General features: G+C 68.2%; 15 protein-coding genes and 1 pseudogene. 9 read left to right on the top strand and 7 right to left on the bottom strand.

Translation table 11 applies throughout. The annotated features are described in order from the left end of the window. Positions 1–7: 7 nt before the first annotated feature. From HLK59_RS16425 to HLK59_RS16415, 3 genes are all read right to left on the bottom strand, one after another. Complete coding sequence (locus tag HLK59_RS16425; RefSeq protein WP_171142171.1) at positions 8–1,039, bottom strand: alanine racemase; 1,032 nt, start codon at positions 1,037–1,039, stop codon at positions 8–10. Positions 1,040–1,131: 92 nt separating this feature from the next. After that, on the bottom strand, positions 1,132–2,253 hold the full coding sequence (gene femX, locus HLK59_RS16420) for a peptidoglycan bridge formation glycyltransferase FemX (protein ID WP_171142170.1): 1,122 nt from the start codon (positions 2,251–2,253) through the stop codon (positions 1,132–1,134). A 179-nt stretch (positions 2,254–2,432) separates the two neighbouring features. Further along, positions 2,433–2,747 (bottom strand): hypothetical protein, encoded by a 315-nt coding sequence (locus tag HLK59_RS16415; protein ID WP_171142169.1) that lies wholly within the window; start codon positions 2,745–2,747, stop codon positions 2,433–2,435. Positions 2,748–3,011: 264 nt separating this feature from the next. On the opposite strand from HLK59_RS16415, the gene rpsF reads away from it, so the two are divergent. From rpsF to rplI, 4 genes are all read left to right on the top strand, one after another. Continuing rightward, the gene (rpsF, locus tag HLK59_RS16410) at positions 3,012–3,302 is read left to right on the top strand and encodes a 30S ribosomal protein S6 (RefSeq protein ID WP_005482942.1); all 291 of its coding nucleotides are present in this window, start codon (positions 3,012–3,014) and stop codon (positions 3,300–3,302) included. A 79-nt stretch (positions 3,303–3,381) separates the two neighbouring features. Beyond that, a complete protein-coding gene (locus HLK59_RS16405) occupies positions 3,382–3,981 on the top strand; it encodes a single-stranded DNA-binding protein (RefSeq protein WP_171142168.1) in 600 nt (199 codons plus the stop codon). A gap of 57 nt (positions 3,982–4,038) precedes the next feature. Next, the gene (gene rpsR, locus HLK59_RS16400) at positions 4,039–4,275 is read left to right on the top strand and encodes a 30S ribosomal protein S18 (protein WP_003949403.1); all 237 of its coding nucleotides are present in this window, start codon (positions 4,039–4,041) and stop codon (positions 4,273–4,275) included. Between the two features lie 18 nt (positions 4,276–4,293). Beyond that, positions 4,294–4,740, top strand: coding sequence for a 50S ribosomal protein L9 (gene rplI / locus HLK59_RS16395; RefSeq protein ID WP_046256488.1), 447 nt, complete (start codon positions 4,294–4,296; stop codon positions 4,738–4,740). A 150-nt stretch (positions 4,741–4,890) separates the two neighbouring features. Here rplI and HLK59_RS16390 read toward each other — a convergent pair whose 3' ends face one another. Next, positions 4,891–6,228 carry an MATE family efflux transporter gene (locus HLK59_RS16390; RefSeq protein WP_171142167.1) on the bottom strand — a complete coding sequence of 446 codons (1,338 nt, stop codon included), beginning with the start codon at positions 6,226–6,228 and terminating at the stop codon, positions 4,891–4,893. A gap of 460 nt (positions 6,229–6,688) precedes the next feature. Here HLK59_RS16390 and dnaB point away from each other — a divergent pair, with 460 nt between their 5' ends. Continuing rightward, positions 6,689–8,161 carry a replicative DNA helicase gene (gene dnaB, locus HLK59_RS16385; protein ID WP_171142166.1) on the top strand — a complete coding sequence of 491 codons (1,473 nt, stop codon included), beginning with the start codon at positions 6,689–6,691 and terminating at the stop codon, positions 8,159–8,161. A 61-nt stretch (positions 8,162–8,222) separates the two neighbouring features. Beyond that, positions 8,223–9,608, top strand: a complete 1,386-nt coding sequence (locus HLK59_RS16380) for a serine hydrolase domain-containing protein (protein ID WP_171142165.1) — start codon at positions 8,223–8,225, stop codon at positions 9,606–9,608. Positions 9,609–9,717: 109 nt separating this feature from the next. Here the strand turns inward: HLK59_RS16380 and HLK59_RS16375 are convergent, their stop codons facing one another. After that, complete coding sequence (locus tag HLK59_RS16375) at positions 9,718–10,170, bottom strand: GNAT family N-acetyltransferase (protein WP_171142164.1); 453 nt, start codon at positions 10,168–10,170, stop codon at positions 9,718–9,720. A gap of 10 nt (positions 10,171–10,180) precedes the next feature. Continuing rightward, on the bottom strand, positions 10,181–10,639 hold the full coding sequence (locus tag HLK59_RS16370) for a MarR family transcriptional regulator (protein ID WP_171142163.1): 459 nt from the start codon (positions 10,637–10,639) through the stop codon (positions 10,181–10,183). Between the two features lie 141 nt (positions 10,640–10,780). Between HLK59_RS16370 and HLK59_RS16365 the strand changes: the two genes are divergently transcribed. Beyond that, on the top strand, positions 10,781–11,989 hold the full coding sequence (locus HLK59_RS16365; protein WP_171142162.1) for an MFS transporter: 1,209 nt from the start codon (positions 10,781–10,783) through the stop codon (positions 11,987–11,989). 169 nt (positions 11,990–12,158) lie between these two features. Here HLK59_RS16365 and HLK59_RS16360 read toward each other — a convergent pair whose 3' ends face one another. Then, positions 12,159–13,025: a GNAT family N-acetyltransferase gene (locus HLK59_RS16360; protein ID WP_171142161.1), complete on the bottom strand. Its 867-nt coding sequence runs from the start codon at positions 13,023–13,025 to the stop codon at positions 12,159–12,161. A 289-nt stretch (positions 13,026–13,314) separates the two neighbouring features. Here HLK59_RS16360 and HLK59_RS16355 point away from each other — a divergent pair, with 289 nt between their 5' ends. Together HLK59_RS16355 and HLK59_RS51030 are read left to right on the top strand one after the other, a co-directional pair. Beyond that, positions 13,315–13,947 (top strand): HAD-IB family phosphatase, encoded by a 633-nt coding sequence (locus HLK59_RS16355; RefSeq protein WP_171142160.1) that lies wholly within the window; start codon positions 13,315–13,317, stop codon positions 13,945–13,947. Between the two features lie 425 nt (positions 13,948–14,372). Continuing rightward, positions 14,373–14,635, top strand: a pseudogene (locus HLK59_RS51030) (flavohemoprotein); the annotation flags it as partial.

The following is a 14,635-nucleotide window of genomic DNA, read 5'->3' as shown; positions in this document are numbered from 1 at the left end:
ACGACGCTCAGCGGTCGACGATGCGGTCGAACTGCGTGGTGGTGTGCCGCAGATGGGCCACCAGATCCTCGCCGACCTTCGGCTCCGGGGCGTCGGAGGGGACGAACAGGATCGACACCTGCATGTGCGGCGGCTCGGCGAACCAGCGCTGCTTGCCGCCCCAGACGAACGGAGAAAGGTTCCGGTTGACCGTGGCGAGGCCGGCGCGGGCCACGCCCTTGGCGCGCGGCATGACGCCGTGCAGCGCCTTGGGGGCCTCCAGACCCACCCCGTGCGACGTACCGCCCGCCACGACGACCAGGAAGCCGTCCGAGGCCGCCTTCTGCTGCCGGTAGCCGAACCGGTCGCCCTTGGCCACGCGTGTGACGTCCAGGACCGCCCCGCGGTACTCGGTGGCCTCGTGGTCCCCCAGCCACAGCCGCGTGCCGATACGGGCGCGGAAGCGGGTCTGCGGGAACTGCTGCTGGAGCCGGGCCAGATCCTCGGCCTTGAGGTGGCTGACGAACATCGTGTGCAGCGGCAGACGCGCCGCGCGCAGCCGGTCCATCCAGCCGATGACCTCCTCGACGGCGTCCGAGCCGTCGGTGCGGTCCAGCGGCAGATGGATGGCGAAGCCCTCGAGACGGACGTTCTCTATGGCGGAGTGCAGCTGCGGCAGATCCTGCTCGCTGATGCCGTGCCGCTTCATCGAGGACATCACCTCGATGACCACGCGGGCGCCCACGAGGCCGTAGACCCCGTCGATCGACGACACCGAGCGGATGACCCGGTCCGGCAGCGGCACAGGCTCCTCGCCGCGCCGGTACGGCGTCAGCACGAGCAGGTCGCCGCCGAACCAGTCCTTGATGCGCGCGGCCTCGTACGTCGTGCCGACCGCGAGGACGTCCGAGCCCAGCCGGGTGGCCTCCTCCGCCAGCCGCTCGTGCCCGAAGCCGTAGCCGTTGCCCTTGCAGACCGGGACGAGACCCGGGAACTGGTCCTGCACGTGCTTGTGGTGCGCACGCCAGCGCGCGGTGTCGACGTAGAGCGTGAGCGCCATGGCCGGACCCGGAACCTTTCTCGTGGCTGCGGTGTATCAGAGGTATGGAAGCGAACGAACGTGCCGACGCTATCGAAGCAAACAGCCGGGGTTCAGCGCCGCGACATGTAGATGTCGAGCGCCTTGTGGAGCAGCTTGTTCAGCGGGAAGTCCCACTCGCCGAGGTACTCGGCGGCCTGGCCGCCGGTGCCGACCTTGAACTGGATCAGGCCGAAGAGATGGTCGGTCTCGTCCAGCGAGTCGGAGATGCCGCGCAGGTCGTAGACGGTAGCGCCGAGCGCGTAGGCGTCGCGCAGCATCCGCCACTGCATCGCGTTCGAGGGCCGGACCTCACGGCCGATGTTGTCGGAGGCGCCGTAGGAGTACCAGACGTGGCCGCCGACGATCAGCATCGTCGCCGCCGACAGGTTCACGCCGTTGTGGCGGGCGAAGTACAGCCGCATGCGGTTGGGGTCCTCGGTGTTGAGGGCCGTCCACATGCGCTGGAAGTACGACAGCGGGCGCGGCCGGAAGTGGTCACGCACGGCCGTGATCTCGTACAGCCGCTGCCATTCCTCAAGGTCCTGGTAACCGCCCTGGACGACCTCGACACCGGCCTTCTCGGCCTTCTTGATGTTGCGGCGCCACAGCTGGTTGAAGTTCTTGTGGACCTCTTCCAGGGACCGGTTCGCCAGCGGCACCTGGTACACGTAGCGGGGCTGGACGTCGCCGAAGCCGGCGCCGCCGTCCTCGCCCTGCTGCCAGCCCATACGACGCAGCTTGTCGGCGACCTCGAAGGCGCGCGGCTCGATGAAGTCGGCCTCGATGTCGCGCAGCCGCTTCACGTCGGGGTTCTGGATGCCGGCCTTGATGGAGGTGGCCTCCCAGCGCCGGATGATCACCGGCGGGCCCATCTTCACCGAGAAGGCGCCCTGGTGCTTCAGGTGCGCGAGCATCGGTTCCAGCCAGTCGGTCAGATTCGGCGCGAACCAGTTGATGACCGGGCCCTCGGGCAGATAGGCGAGGTAACGCTTGATCTTGGGGAGCTGCCGGTAGAGGACCATGCCCGCACCGACCAGTTCGCCGGTCTTGTCGTCGAACCACCCGAGGCTCTCGGAGCGCCACTCCGCCTTGACGTCTGCCCAGGCCGGAACCTGCATGTGGCTAGCCGACGGCAGGCTCTGGATGTACGCCAGATGCTGCTCGCGGCTGATCGTCCTCAGGGTCAGGCTCATTCGGGGCGCTCCTCGGGCTGGTGTGTCCCCATGGGTACAGGGGCTCCGGCTCTCGCGCCGAAGCCTACTGCGCCTGACGAGCGCCCTGACTGGGCGTACGGAACCTGCGCCCCGGCCGATGGGCCGCCGGGGCGTTCCGCGGTGCTTTGTGTGGGGTTGAGGGGACGGTGCCCGAGGCGTCAGCTGATGACTCCGCCGAAGAGGCCGCCGTGCGCCATACCGAGGAAGAAGCCGATGGCCGAGGCGCCGAGACCGAGGATCAGTCCGAAGCGCTCACGGGTCGTCTCCGAGATCCACTGGCCGTACGCGCCGGTGAGGATCCCCACCAGCCCGGTCCAGGAGCTCAGCAGGTGCAGGCTGTGGAACATCGCCGTGATGAACGACGTGAGCCCCAGGACCAGGGTCACCGCGAGCAGCGTGTCCTGGAGGGGGTGGGACTTGCCGTCCGTGGCGAAGAGGCCTCCGACGGTGTTGGGTCGCAATGCTTGTGCCATAGGGCACCTCCTGCGAAAGGCGGCGCATCGTAGCGCCATACACACCCGATGTGTACAGATTGTCGGTCCTGGCGGCCGGATTTCAACCGGAAGCCATGGTGCGGGTACTCTGTACCGTCTGCACTGGTGTCTGCCCATGTCACGACCGGGACTACCGCGAGGAAGCCCCGATTGTCAGTGGCGGCGGATACCTTTGCGTACGCATTACAACCCTCCTGCCACGGAACGACCGTGGCCGCTGAGTCCAAAGGAGGTGGGTTCCACATGCGTCACTACGAGGTGATGGTCATCCTCGACCCCGATCTGGAGGAGCGCGCCGTCGCCCCCCTGATCGAGAACTTCCTCTCCGTCGTCCGTGAGGGCAACGGAAAGGTCGAGAAGGTCGACACCTGGGGCCGTCGTCGTCTCTCGTACGAGATCAAGAAGAAGCCCGAGGGCATCTACTCGGTCATCGACCTGCAGGCCGAGCCTGCGGTCGTCAAGGAGCTCGACCGCCAGATGAACCTGAACGAGTCGGTCCTCCGGACCAAGGTCCTCCGCCCCGAGACCCACTGAGCCTCCCGCTCAGCTGATCTCGGGATTCGAGTAGCAGCAACCAAGCAGCCAGAGCAGCAAACCCGCCGAGAGGTACCCCATGGCAGGCGAGACCGTCATCACGGTCGTCGGCAATCTTGTCGACGACCCCGAGCTGCGCTTCACCCCCTCCGGTGCGGCGGTCGCGAAGTTCCGTGTCGCGTCCACTCCCCGCACCTTCGACCGTCAGACCAATGAGTGGAAGGACGGCGAGAGCCTGTTCCTGACCTGCTCGGTCTGGCGTCAGGCGGCGGAGAACGTCGCGGAGTCGCTCCAGCGAGGCATGCGCGTCATCGTGCAGGGCCGGCTGAAGCAGCGGTCCTACGAGGACCGTGAGGGCGTCAAGCGCACGGTCTACGAGCTGGACGTCGAGGAAGTCGGCGCCAGCCTGAAGAACGCCACGGCCAAGGTCACCAAGACGGCCGGCGGTGCCGGTCGGGGTGGCCAGGGTGGTTACGGCGGCGGTGGCGGCCAGGCCGGCGGCGGCTGGGGTGGAAACTCCGGCGGCGGCCAGCAGGGCGGCGGCGCTCCGGAAGCCGACCCGTGGGCCACCAGCGCTCCCGCCGGTGGCAACCAGGGCGGCGGCGGTGGCGGCGGCTGGGGTGGAAACTCCGGCGGCGGCCAGCAGGGCGGCGGCTACTCGGACGAGCCCCCCTTCTAGGCCTTCGGGCCAAGGGTGGGCCGTACCCACACTTCTTGATCACACAGGAGAAACACCATGGCGAAGCCGCCTGTGCGCAAGCCTAAGAAGAAGGTCTGCGCATTCTGCAAGGACAAGGTCACGTACGTGGACTACAAGGACACGAACATGCTGCGGAAGTTCATTTCCGACCGCGGCAAGATCCGTGCCCGCCGCGTGACCGGCAACTGCACGCAGCACCAGCGTGACGTCGCCACGGCCGTCAAGAACAGCCGTGAGATGGCGTTGCTGCCCTACACGTCCACCGCGCGATAAGGGAAGGGTGACCGACTCATGAAGATCATCCTCACCCACGAGGTCTCCGGCCTCGGTGCCGCTGGCGACGTCGTCGACGTCAAGGACGGCTACGCTCGCAACTACCTGATCCCGCGGAAGTTCGCTATCCGCTGGACCAAGGGTGGCGAGAAGGACGTCGAGCAGATCCGTCGTGCTCGCAAGATCCACGAGATCCAGACCATCGAGCAGGCCAACCAGGTCAAGGGCCAGCTCGAGGCCGTCAAGGTTCGTCTGGCCGTTCGCTCCGGCGACGCCGGTCGTCTCTTCGGCTCCGTCACCCCGGCCGACATCGCCTCGGCGATCAAGGCTTCCGGTGGCCCCGAGGTCGACAAGCGCCGCATCGAGCTCGGTTCGCCGATCAAGACGCTGGGCGCCCACGAGACGTCCGTGCGTCTGCACCCCGAGGTGGCCGCCAAGGTCAACATCGAGGTCGTCGCTGCGTGACGCTGCGCTCGGTTTGAGCAGCTGAGAAGGGCCGCATCCATCGGGTGCGGCCCTTCTCCCGTGCGTGCGGGCCGCAGGTGTTTCACGTGAAACAGAGGGTTTCACGTGAAACAGTCAGCGCGGTGCGCCCGGTTCAGTGCCGTCCTTGGTTCAGCGGGTGGCGCCGGTGACGATCCAGCGGCCCGAGCGGGAACGCAGCCAGAGCGTCAGCATGCGCACCGCCATCATCAACGTCATCGCTGCCCAGACCGCGGTGAGGCCGCCGCCGAGCGCGGGGATGAGCAGGGCCACGGGAGTGAAGACCGCCAGGGTCAGGACCATGGCCCAGGCGAGGTACGGTCCGTCGCCCGCCCCCATCAGGACGCCGTCCAGGACGAAGACGATTCCGCAGATGGGCTGGGCGAGCGCCACCACGAGGAGGGCGGGCAGCGCCGCGTCCTTCACCATGGCGTCGCTCGTGAACAACGGAAGGAACGCGGGACGGGCGGCCACGACGGCGAGACCGAGCAGCACACCGACCGCGATGCCCCACTGCACCATACGGCGGCATGCCTCGCGGGCGCCCTGGACGTCGCCCGCACCGAGGTAGCGGCCGATGATGGCCTGTCCTGCGATGGCGATGGCGTCCAGGGCGAAGGCGAGCAGGCTCCACAGGGACAGGATGATCTGGTGCGCCGCGATGTCGGCATCGCCGAGACGCGCCGCCACGGCTGTGGCGATCATCAGGATCGCGCGGAGCGAGAGCGTGCGGACGAGCAGGGGGACGCCGGCCTGTGCCGAAGCCCGGATGCCCGCAGCGTCGGGGCGCAGCGAGGCGCCGTGGGCGCGGGCTCCGCGGACGACCACCATGAGGTAGACGGCGGCCATGCCGAACTGGGCGATGACGGTGCCCCAGGCGGAGCCGGCGATGCCGAGGTCGGCGCCGTAGACGAGGCCCACGTTGAGGACGGCGTTGGCGACGAAGCCTCCGATGGCGACGTACAGCGGTGTCTTCGTGTCCTGGAGTCCGCGCAGGACGCCGGTCGAGGCGAGGACGACGAGCATGGCCGGAATGCCGAGGCAGGAGATCCGCAGATAGGTGGTCGCGTACGGAGCGGCGGTGTCCGAGGCGCCGAAGAGATCCACCAGGGCCGGTGCGGTGGGCAGGGCGACGGCGACGACCACGGCGCCGAGCAGGAGTGCCAGCCAAATGCCGTCCATGCCCTGCCGGATGGCGGCCTGGAGGTCGTCGGCGCCGACACGTCGGGCAACGGCCGCGGTGGTGGCGTAGGCGAGGAAGACGAAGACGCTGACGGCGGTCATGAGGAGGGCCGAGGCGATGCCCAGTCCCGCTAGTTGCGCAGTGCCGAGATGGCCCACGATCGCGCTGTCGGCCATGACGAAGAGCGGCTCGGCGACGAGTGCACCGAAGGCCGGGACGGCCAGAGCGACGATCTCTCGGTCGTGCCGTCGCCGTATGGCGCGCGTGGTCGCCGGAGCGTGTGTCATGAGCACCAATCTAATCGTCCACAGGTAAGAGATGCAATGTATTAATGACCCTTACTTGCTGTGTTGTCGTGTGCGCTTCCGCGTGTCGTTCGATGTGATCTTGGTCCGACTGGGGAAGTTTTTCTTCTGCACAGCCGGTGGATGGGAAGAGTGCAGGTCAGGGCGGTTCTCGAACGAGAAGCGCGAGCTTGTTCACAGGCCTGTCCACCGTGTCGTGCACAGGTTTTGCGGAGTTCTCCACAGCATCCGGGCCGTCGTCCACATGGCCTGTGGATAACCAGATTGGCTGACGGTGCCGTCGGGCCTACCGTGGTCCGGCGCCCGCTCCGTCTGTCGGCCTGAAAACCAACACAAAACCGACGCGCCAGAACCGGAGTTGGGCCTCTCATTTGTCAGTGCCGTGCCGTAGAAAAAGAGAAGCACGGCGAGGTCCGCTCCGCGGACGGGAGGAGGTGGCTCGGTGAGCATTTCCGAGCCCTTGGACGATCCGTGGGCCGACAGCGGTCCCAGTGATCGCCTGCCTGCCTCGCGCCGCCGCGGCGAGGGCGGCCGGGGTCGCGACGAGCAGCACGACCGCGGCCGGGAGAGCGGCGAATGGGACGGCGGGGGCACGTCCTTCGAACGCGTACCGCCACAGGACCTCGACGCCGAGCAGTCCGTCCTCGGCGGCATGCTGCTGTCGAAGGACGCCATCGCCGACGTCGTCGAGGTCATCAAGGGACACGACTTCTACAAGCCGGCACACGAGACAATCTTCCAGGCGATCCTCGACATCTACGCCAAGGGTGAGCCGGCCGACCCGATCACGATCGCGGCCGAGCTCACCAAGCGCGGTGAGATCAACAAGGTCGGCGGCGCATCGTATCTGCACACCCTCGTCCAGACCGTGCCGACGGCGGCCAACGCCGAGTACTACGCGGAGATCGTGCACGAGCGCGCGGTCCTGCGCCGTCTGGTCGAGGCCGGTACCCGCATCACCCAGATGGGATACGCGGCCGACGACGACGTCGACGAGATCGTCAACCGGGCCCAGGCCGAGATCTACGCGGTCACCGAGCAGCGCACCAGCGAGGACTATCTGCCGCTCGGCGACATCATGGAGGGCGCGCTCGACGAGATCGAGGCGATCGGCTCCCGCACGGGAGAGATGACCGGTGTGCCGACGGGGTTCACGGACCTGGACTCGCTCACCAACGGTCTGCACCCGGGCCAGATGATCGTCATCGCGGCCCGCCCCGCCATGGGTAAGTCCACGCTGGCGCTGGACTTCGCACGGGCCGCGTCGATCAAGAACAACCTGCCGAGCGTCATCTTCTCCCTGGAAATGGGGCGCAACGAGATCGCGATGCGCCTGCTGTCGGCCGAGGCGCGGGTGGCTCTGCATCACATGCGTTCCGGCACCATGACGGACGAGGACTGGACGCGGCTGGCGCGTCGGATGCCCGAGGTCTCGGCCGCACCGCTCTACATCGACGACTCCCCGAACCTGTCGATGATGGAGATCCGCGCGAAGTGCCGTCGGCTGAAGCAGCGCAACGACATCAAGCTCGTGATCATCGACTACCTCCAGCTGATGCAGTCAGGCAAGCGCTCCGAGAGCCGCCAGCAGGAGGTCTCGGACATGTCCCGTAACCTCAAGCTCCTGGCCAAGGAGCTCGAGGTCCCGGTGATCGCGCTCTCACAGCTCAACCGTGGCCCCGAGCAGCGCACGGACAAGAAGCCCCAGGTGTCCGACCTGCGTGAGTCCGGCTCCATCGAGCAGGACGCCGACATGGTGATCCTGCTGCACCGCGAGGACGCCTACGAGAAGGAGTCGCCGCGCGCCGGCGAGGCCGACATCATCGTGGGCAAGCACCGTAACGGCCCGACGGCGACGATCACGGTCGCCTTCCAGGGCCACTACTCGCGCTTCGTGGACATGGCCCAGACCTGAGCCGCCCGTCGTGGGCCCAATGCGTTCGACGCCGCGGTGTCCCGCGGGGTGGACTGGGCCCATGACGACATCTCAAGACGAGCTGCTTCCCGGCACGCGCCGGGCGCTGCTGCACCGCATCGCCGTCGCCCAGGCCGAGGGGCGTGCGCCATCACTGGTCGCGGCGGTGGTGAGGGACGGCCGGGCCGTCTGGCACGGCTCGCGGACGTCGGTGGACGGGCACGGGCCGGACGAGAACGTGCAGTACCGCATCGGCTCGATCACCAAGACCTTCACCGCCGTTCTCGTGCTGCGACTGCGCGACGAGGGACTGCTCGACCTCGGTGACCCGTTGGAGAAGCATCTGCCGGGCACGGGCGCGGGGGAGGCCACCATTGCCGAACTCCTCGCGCACACGGCTGGGTTGGCGGCCGAGTCGCCAGGGCCGTGGTGGGAGCGCAGCCCGGGCTCGCTGCGCCCCGAACTGACCGACGTGCTCGGCGAGCAGCCCTTCCTGCACCCGGCCGGCCGCCGTTTCCACTATTCGAACCCCGGCTACACCCTGCTGGGCGCGCTGGTCGAGAAGCTGCGCGGCGCCGCTTGGGAGGACGTCCTGCGGCACGAGGTGCTCGAACCTCTGGGCCTCGACAGCACGAGCGCGCAGCCCCGGGCACCGCACGCGGGTGGCTGGGCGGTGCATCCCTGGGCCGATGTGATGCTTCCGGAGCCCACCGAGGACCTCGGGCTCATGGCACCGGCAGGGCAACTCTGGTCCACCACCGGTGACCTGGCGAAGTTCGCGGCCTTCCTGGCGAAGGGCGACGACCGGGTGCTGTGCGCGGAGACGGTACGGGAGATGCGGACGCCCGCCGCTCCGGCCGAGGCCGCGGATGTCGTGGACGGTACGACGTACGGTCTGGGCATGCAGGTGCAGAGCCGGGACGGCCGACTGCTCGTCGGGCACTCGGGGTCCCTGCCGGGGTTCCTGGCCAACCTCACCATCAGCGTGGCGGACGATGTAGCCGCGGTGGTGCTGGCCAACTGCACCTCCGGGCCACTGCTGGGTTCCGTGGGCGCCGACCTCGTACGGATCGTCGCGGAGGCCGAGCCGCGGATCCCCGAGCCGTGGCGTCCGCTGCCCGAAATCGACTCGGCCGTACTGGAGTTGGCGGGGCAGTGGTACTGGGGAACGCACGCGTTCGTGCTGCGGCTGACGAGCGAGGGCGGCGTCTCACTGGATCCCCTGAGCGGCGTCGGCCGCCGCTCACGTTTCCGTAAGAACGGTGACGGCACGTGGACCGGCCTTGAGGGCTACTTCGCCGGAGAGCCTCTGAGGGCCGTACGGCGGCCTGACGGCGGCGTGAGCCATCTGGACCTCGGGTCGTTCGTGTTCACGCGTCAGCCGTACGACAAGGGGGCGCCTGTGCCGGGTGGGGTGGACCCGGAGGGGTGGCGCGGTATCGGCTGAGCGGGGAGGGGCTTGTTTCACGTGAAACAAGCCCCTCAGGGGTCGGAACAGTGGGCCTGAGGATCGGAGCGGCGGCCTCGTGCGTCCGGCGTCCCTGGCATCCTCTGCTTCAGAGCGGCAGTTTGAAGCCCACGTGTGAGGCCTCAAAGCCCAGCCTCTCGTAGAAGCGATGTGCGTCGGTGCGGGTGGCATCGGAGGTCAGCTGCACCAACTGGCAGTTCTGACGCCGTGATTCATCGACCGCCCACTCGATGAGCCGCGTGCCCAGACCACTGCCGCGCTCGTCGGCGTGGATGCGGACGCCTTCGATGATCGACCGGGTGGAGCCGCGCCGGGACAGCCCGGGAATGATCGTGAGCTGGAGCGTGCCCACGACGCGGTCCTCGCGGACGGCCACGACCAGGTGCTGGTTCGGGTCGGTGACAAGCCGCTCCAGCGCGGTCAGGTAGGGGGCGAGGTCGTCCGGTGACTCGCGCTGCGCGCCCAGCGGGTCGTCCGCGAGCATGGCGACGATCGCGGGGACATCGGCGGCGACGGCGGCGCGTATTTCAAGATCTCCCATGCCGGCCAGCCTAGGCGGGCACGTTCAGCGACTCCACGACCCGGACCAACGGGGCCAGCTCGGGGTTCCTGGCGGCTTCGTCGAGAGCCTCGCGCAGGGCGGTGTCATTGGTCGGCCGTGCTTCGTCGAGGAGCTTGAGCCCCGCCTCGGTGACGTTGGTGTAGATGCCGCGGCGGTCGGTGGGGCACAGGTAACGGGTGAGCAGGCGGCGGTCCTCCAGGCGGGTGACCAGCCGGGTGGTGGCGCTCTGGCTCAGCACGACGGCGTCGGCGACCTGCTTCATCTGCAGATGGCCGCCGTCGCCGTCGTGCTGCCGGCTGAGGACGTCTAGCAGGGAGTACTCGCGCACGCTGAGGTCGTGCTTGGACTGGAGGGCCCGCTCGATATGGGCCTCGATCCTCCCGTGCAGCAAGGAGAGGGCGCACCAGCCCTGCGAGAGGGCGGTGAGTGCGGGGTCCGTCGCTGTCATCGGCGCTTCCTTCGTCCCGGAACGACTGGAACCAGGATAGAGCAGGGCTGCAATAGTCAGCGCTTGCAAGTATCGCGCGTCTGCAAGTATTGTCTTCGAATGTAAACAGCTCCTGCAATCACCTGGAAGGTGCAGACCCTCATGCCTCTCGCGCTCCTGGCTCTCGCGATCGGGGCCTTCGGCATCGGAACCACCGAGTTCGTGATCATGGGGCTGCTGCCCGAGGTCGCGGGTGACTTCGGGGTTTCCATCCCTACGGCCGGCTTCCTGGTGACGGGCTATGCGCTCGGCGTCATGTTCGGAGCTCCGCTGATGACGGTGCTCGGCACCAAGGTCTCCCGTAAGCGCATGCTGATGGTGCTGTTGGGCTTCTTCATCGTCGGCAACCTGCTGTCCGCCCTGGCCCCCGCATTCAGCGTCATGCTGATCGGCCGGGTGGTCGCCTCACTCGCCCACGGTGCCTTCTTCGGCATCGGCTCGGTCGTGGCAGCCGAACTGGTCGCCCCGGACAAGAAGGCCGGAGCCATCGCGATGATGTTCACCGGCCTCACCGTCGCCAACGTGGTGGGCGTCCCGCTCGGCACCCTCGTGGGGCAGACCGTAGGCTGGCGCGTCACCTTCGCCCTCGTCGCCGCATTGGGCGTCCTGGGGCTGGCCGGCATCGCCAAGCTCGTCCCCGACATGCCCAAGCCGGAGGGCGTGCGTCTGCGCCACGAACTGGCCGCCTTCAAGAACACCCAGGTCCTGCTCGCCATGGCGATGACGGTGCTCGGCTTCGGCGGCGTCTTCGCGGCCGTCACCTACATCGCGCCGATGATGACCCACGTCGCCGGGTTCGCCGACGGCTCCGTCACCTGGCTGCTCGTCCTCTTCGGCCTCGGCATGGTCGGCGGCAACCTCATCGGCGGCAAGTACGCGGACCGCGCCCTGATGCCCCTGCTGTACGTGTCACTGGGCGCCCTGGCCGTCGTTCTCGCGCTCTTCACGCTCACCGCGCACAACAAGGTCCTCGCGGCCGTCACGATCGCGCTCATCGGCGCCCTGGGATTCGCCACCGTCCCGCCCCTGCAGAAGCGCGTCCTCGACCAGGCGCACGGCGCCCCGACACTCGCCTCGGCGGTGAACATCGGTGCCTTCAACCTTGGCAACGCGCTCTCCGCCTGGCTCGGCGGCCTCGTCATCGGTGCCGGTCTCGGCTACACCGCTCCGAACTGGGTGGGCGCCGTCCTGGCCGCCGCCGCGCTGGGGCTCGCGCTTGTCTCGGCTGCCCTGGAGCGCAGGGCCGGCTCGCCCAGCGAGGTCGTGGCGGGGGCCGTACTGGCTGAGCGGCGGACCGCCGTCCATCAATGAACCGGACAGGGCCGGCCTAGCCTCGTCGGCTCCTTGAGTCGTAGCAGCCTTCTTGAGCCGCGCCCAACGATGCCGGGTTCCGACCAGGACCCGGCATCGCCACTTCGGCTGCTCTCAGAAGGCCGCTGCCGCGCCGCCGTCCCTCACCCCGCTGCCGCGCCGCCGTCCTTCACCCCGCCGCCACCGTCACCGGCGCGAACCGCCGGCTCCAGTCACCGGGCAACTCCGAAATCCCGTAGGTCATGACCGAGTTGAAGGCGACGGGCGCCAGCCCGCGCTCCTTCACCCACGTCAGCAGCTCCTCGTGCCGCACGTCGATGTCGGTGCGCAGCTGAAGGTCGGTGTGGGCGGCCAGCGAGGCGATGAGCGCTTTCGCCGTCTCCGTGTCCCCCGCGACCAGCGGCCCCACGACATGGTTGTCCATGTTGGGCCACGCGCCCACGTACCCGATGATCCGGCCGTTCTCCTCGGCGACCCGCAACTGGTCGGCGAAGGCGGGCAGCCGCGTCACGATATGCGTGCGATCGGCGCCGAAGACCTCCTCGTCGAGCCGGAGGATGGCACTGAGGTCCTCGGCGGTGGCCGCGCGTGTGGCGACGGCGGGCTCGTATCCGGCGGTCGTGAAGTGGCCCCGCACCATCTCCGCCCGGCCGGTGACCTTGAAGCCGAGTTCCTCGTAGAGCGGTCGGCCGTACGGCGTCGCATGCAGGGTCAGCGGGGTGGTGCCCATCGCCGCGATCACGTGGCGCATCAGCCGGCGGCCGATGCCTTTGCGTGCATGCCGCTCGGCTACAAGCACCATGCCGATGGCCCCCAGGTCGGGGCGGTCCCACGGCCCGTACTCGGTGACGACACAGGCGCTGACGAGGCCGCCGTCGGGGTCGTCGATGCCGTATCCCTTCCCGGAGGTGAGGAGGAAGCCCCACTTGTGCTCCTCGCGCGGCCACCCCCGGTCCTCGGACAAGTCGGCGCAGGCGGCGAGATCGCGCAGCGTCAGTCGGCGGATGGGCAGATCGGCGAGGGAAGGTGTCGACACGCAGGTCAGGCTGTCTGACGGGCGCCCTCGGCGTCCACCTGTTTCCGGCGGGATGTACGAGGTTTTGGCCATGTCGTATCCGACTGCACAGCGCCTCGACAGACGGCCCGTGTTTCACGTGAAACACGGGCGAGCTGCAGGCATAGAACGGCAGGCATCGAACGGCCTCGAGAAGTATCGACGGCGCCCTGGCCGCAGTGCTTCAAGAATCCTTCAAAAGTGCTTCAAGGGTCCTCACCGAGGCGCCGTCATCCGACCTCGTCATCCGACCAGGCTAGCCTCGGGCACCATGGCCAGACTTCATCTCTTCGACCTTGACGGCACATTGCTGTACGGCACTTCCTCGCCCGTGGAGATCTCCCGGCAACTGGGGCTGGAAGCCGAGGCCGTGGCACTCGACCAGGAGATTTCGGCAGGGCTGATAGAACCGCCCGAGTATGCCGCGCGGGTGCGGGAACTGTGGGCAGAGCTCACCGAGGCTCATGTGGCGGCTGCTTTCGAGGGCGCTCCGTGGCTGGCCCGAATTCGCGATGTCTGGGAGGAGATCCGGGAGAACGGCGACTACTGCGCCGTCGTATCGCTCTCGCCGTCCTTCTTCGTCGAGCGGCTCATCACCTGGGGTGCCCACGCGGCGTACGGATCGCGGTTTCCCGCCGTGCCGTTCACGGAGCCCGTGGACCCGGCCGGAGTGCTCAGTGCCGCGGCCAAGGTCCTGATCGCCGACCGGCTGTGCGAGGAGTTCGGGGTGAGCCGGGCCGATTGCATCGCCTATGGGGACTCGTCCTCGGACAAGGACCTTTTCAGCACGGTGCCGGTCTCCGTCGCGGTCAATGCGGACAGCCATCTGTCCGGTCTCGCGACCCATGCCTACACGGGCAGAGATCTGTGGGATGCCTATGAATTGGTGCGCCACGCCCGGTAATTGAGGGAATTGATGGTTCGCTCCTCGCCTCATTCGTGGGCGAGGAAGGCGGGACTTGTGTGCGGAGCGCTGACCGGTAGGGTCGACTCCGGTTCTCGTCCGGCGTGAGGTGCGCAGACCCTGCACATGCCCTGCCCGGACCGTGGACAAGGCAAGGAAGCCTAACGGGACGGAGAGATCGAAGACCCGCATTTTCGGTTATGCGGCCCGGTGTCCCCACCCGGTGGGAGGCTGCGGTGAGAGTACTGCGGCCAATGTCACACTCTCGCCTTACTTGTCCGTATGGAGCGCGCATACGAGTTGAATGTGGCCGCATTGGCCGCGGCCATGAACGGGGAAAGCAAGCCGTCTGCGGGGGAAAGCAGGCACATTCCGACCGAGGAAGTGCGCAGACCGACCGAAAGATGTTCGAGGCGAGGCACACCATGGACGCTCCGACCACCGCGTCGGCCGACAACGGCACTTCCGGCGGCGGGAGCGGCTGGTTCACGCCGCACACGCAGCCGGCGTCGACACCGGGTACCGAGCAGACGGCCGAGGGCAGCCGCCTGTCGGCGCTGCGCCCGGTCGGAAGGACCTCACAGGGCTCACAGGGCACCGACGCGCCCCCACCGACACAGGACCACCCCCCCCCCCGCGCTCACCGCACCCGCCTCCCCGTCTCGTCCACCCGCGCGGCCACCCCGCG

The sequence above is a fragment of the Streptomyces sp. S3(2020) genome, assembly GCF_013044505.1.
Taxonomy (GTDB): Bacteria; Actinomycetota; Actinomycetes; order Streptomycetales; family Streptomycetaceae; genus Streptomyces.
This window is presented reverse-complemented; position numbering and strand designations above follow the sequence as displayed.

Excerpts from the sequence above, each read along its gene's own strand:
- HLK59_RS16370 (WP_171142163.1), bottom strand. The coding sequence starts at position 10,639 with ATGACAGCGACGGACCCCGCACTCACCGCCCTCTCGCAGGGCTGGTGC.
- rplI (WP_046256488.1), top strand. The coding sequence starts at position 4,294 with ATGAAGATCATCCTCACCCACGAGGTCTCCGGCCTCGGTGCCGCTGGC.
- HLK59_RS16425 (WP_171142171.1), bottom strand. The coding sequence starts at position 1,039 with ATGGCGCTCACGCTCTACGTCGACACCGCGCGCTGGCGTGCGCACCAC.
- rpsR (WP_003949403.1), top strand. The coding sequence starts at position 4,039 with ATGGCGAAGCCGCCTGTGCGCAAGCCTAAGAAGAAGGTCTGCGCATTC.
- HLK59_RS16365 (WP_171142162.1), top strand. The coding sequence starts at position 10,781 with ATGCCTCTCGCGCTCCTGGCTCTCGCGATCGGGGCCTTCGGCATCGGA.
- HLK59_RS16355 (WP_171142160.1), top strand. The coding sequence starts at position 13,315 with ATGGCCAGACTTCATCTCTTCGACCTTGACGGCACATTGCTGTACGGC.
- HLK59_RS16380 (WP_171142165.1), top strand. The coding sequence starts at position 8,223 with ATGACGACATCTCAAGACGAGCTGCTTCCCGGCACGCGCCGGGCGCTG.
- HLK59_RS16415 (WP_171142169.1), bottom strand. The coding sequence starts at position 2,747 with ATGGCACAAGCATTGCGACCCAACACCGTCGGAGGCCTCTTCGCCACG.
- rpsF (WP_005482942.1), top strand. The coding sequence starts at position 3,012 with ATGCGTCACTACGAGGTGATGGTCATCCTCGACCCCGATCTGGAGGAG.
- HLK59_RS16390 (WP_171142167.1), bottom strand. The coding sequence starts at position 6,228 with ATGACACACGCTCCGGCGACCACGCGCGCCATACGGCGACGGCACGAC.
- HLK59_RS16375 (WP_171142164.1), bottom strand. The coding sequence starts at position 10,170 with ATGGGAGATCTTGAAATACGCGCCGCCGTCGCCGCCGATGTCCCCGCG.
- femX (WP_171142170.1), bottom strand. The coding sequence starts at position 2,253 with ATGAGCCTGACCCTGAGGACGATCAGCCGCGAGCAGCATCTGGCGTAC.
- HLK59_RS16405 (WP_171142168.1), top strand. The coding sequence starts at position 3,382 with ATGGCAGGCGAGACCGTCATCACGGTCGTCGGCAATCTTGTCGACGAC.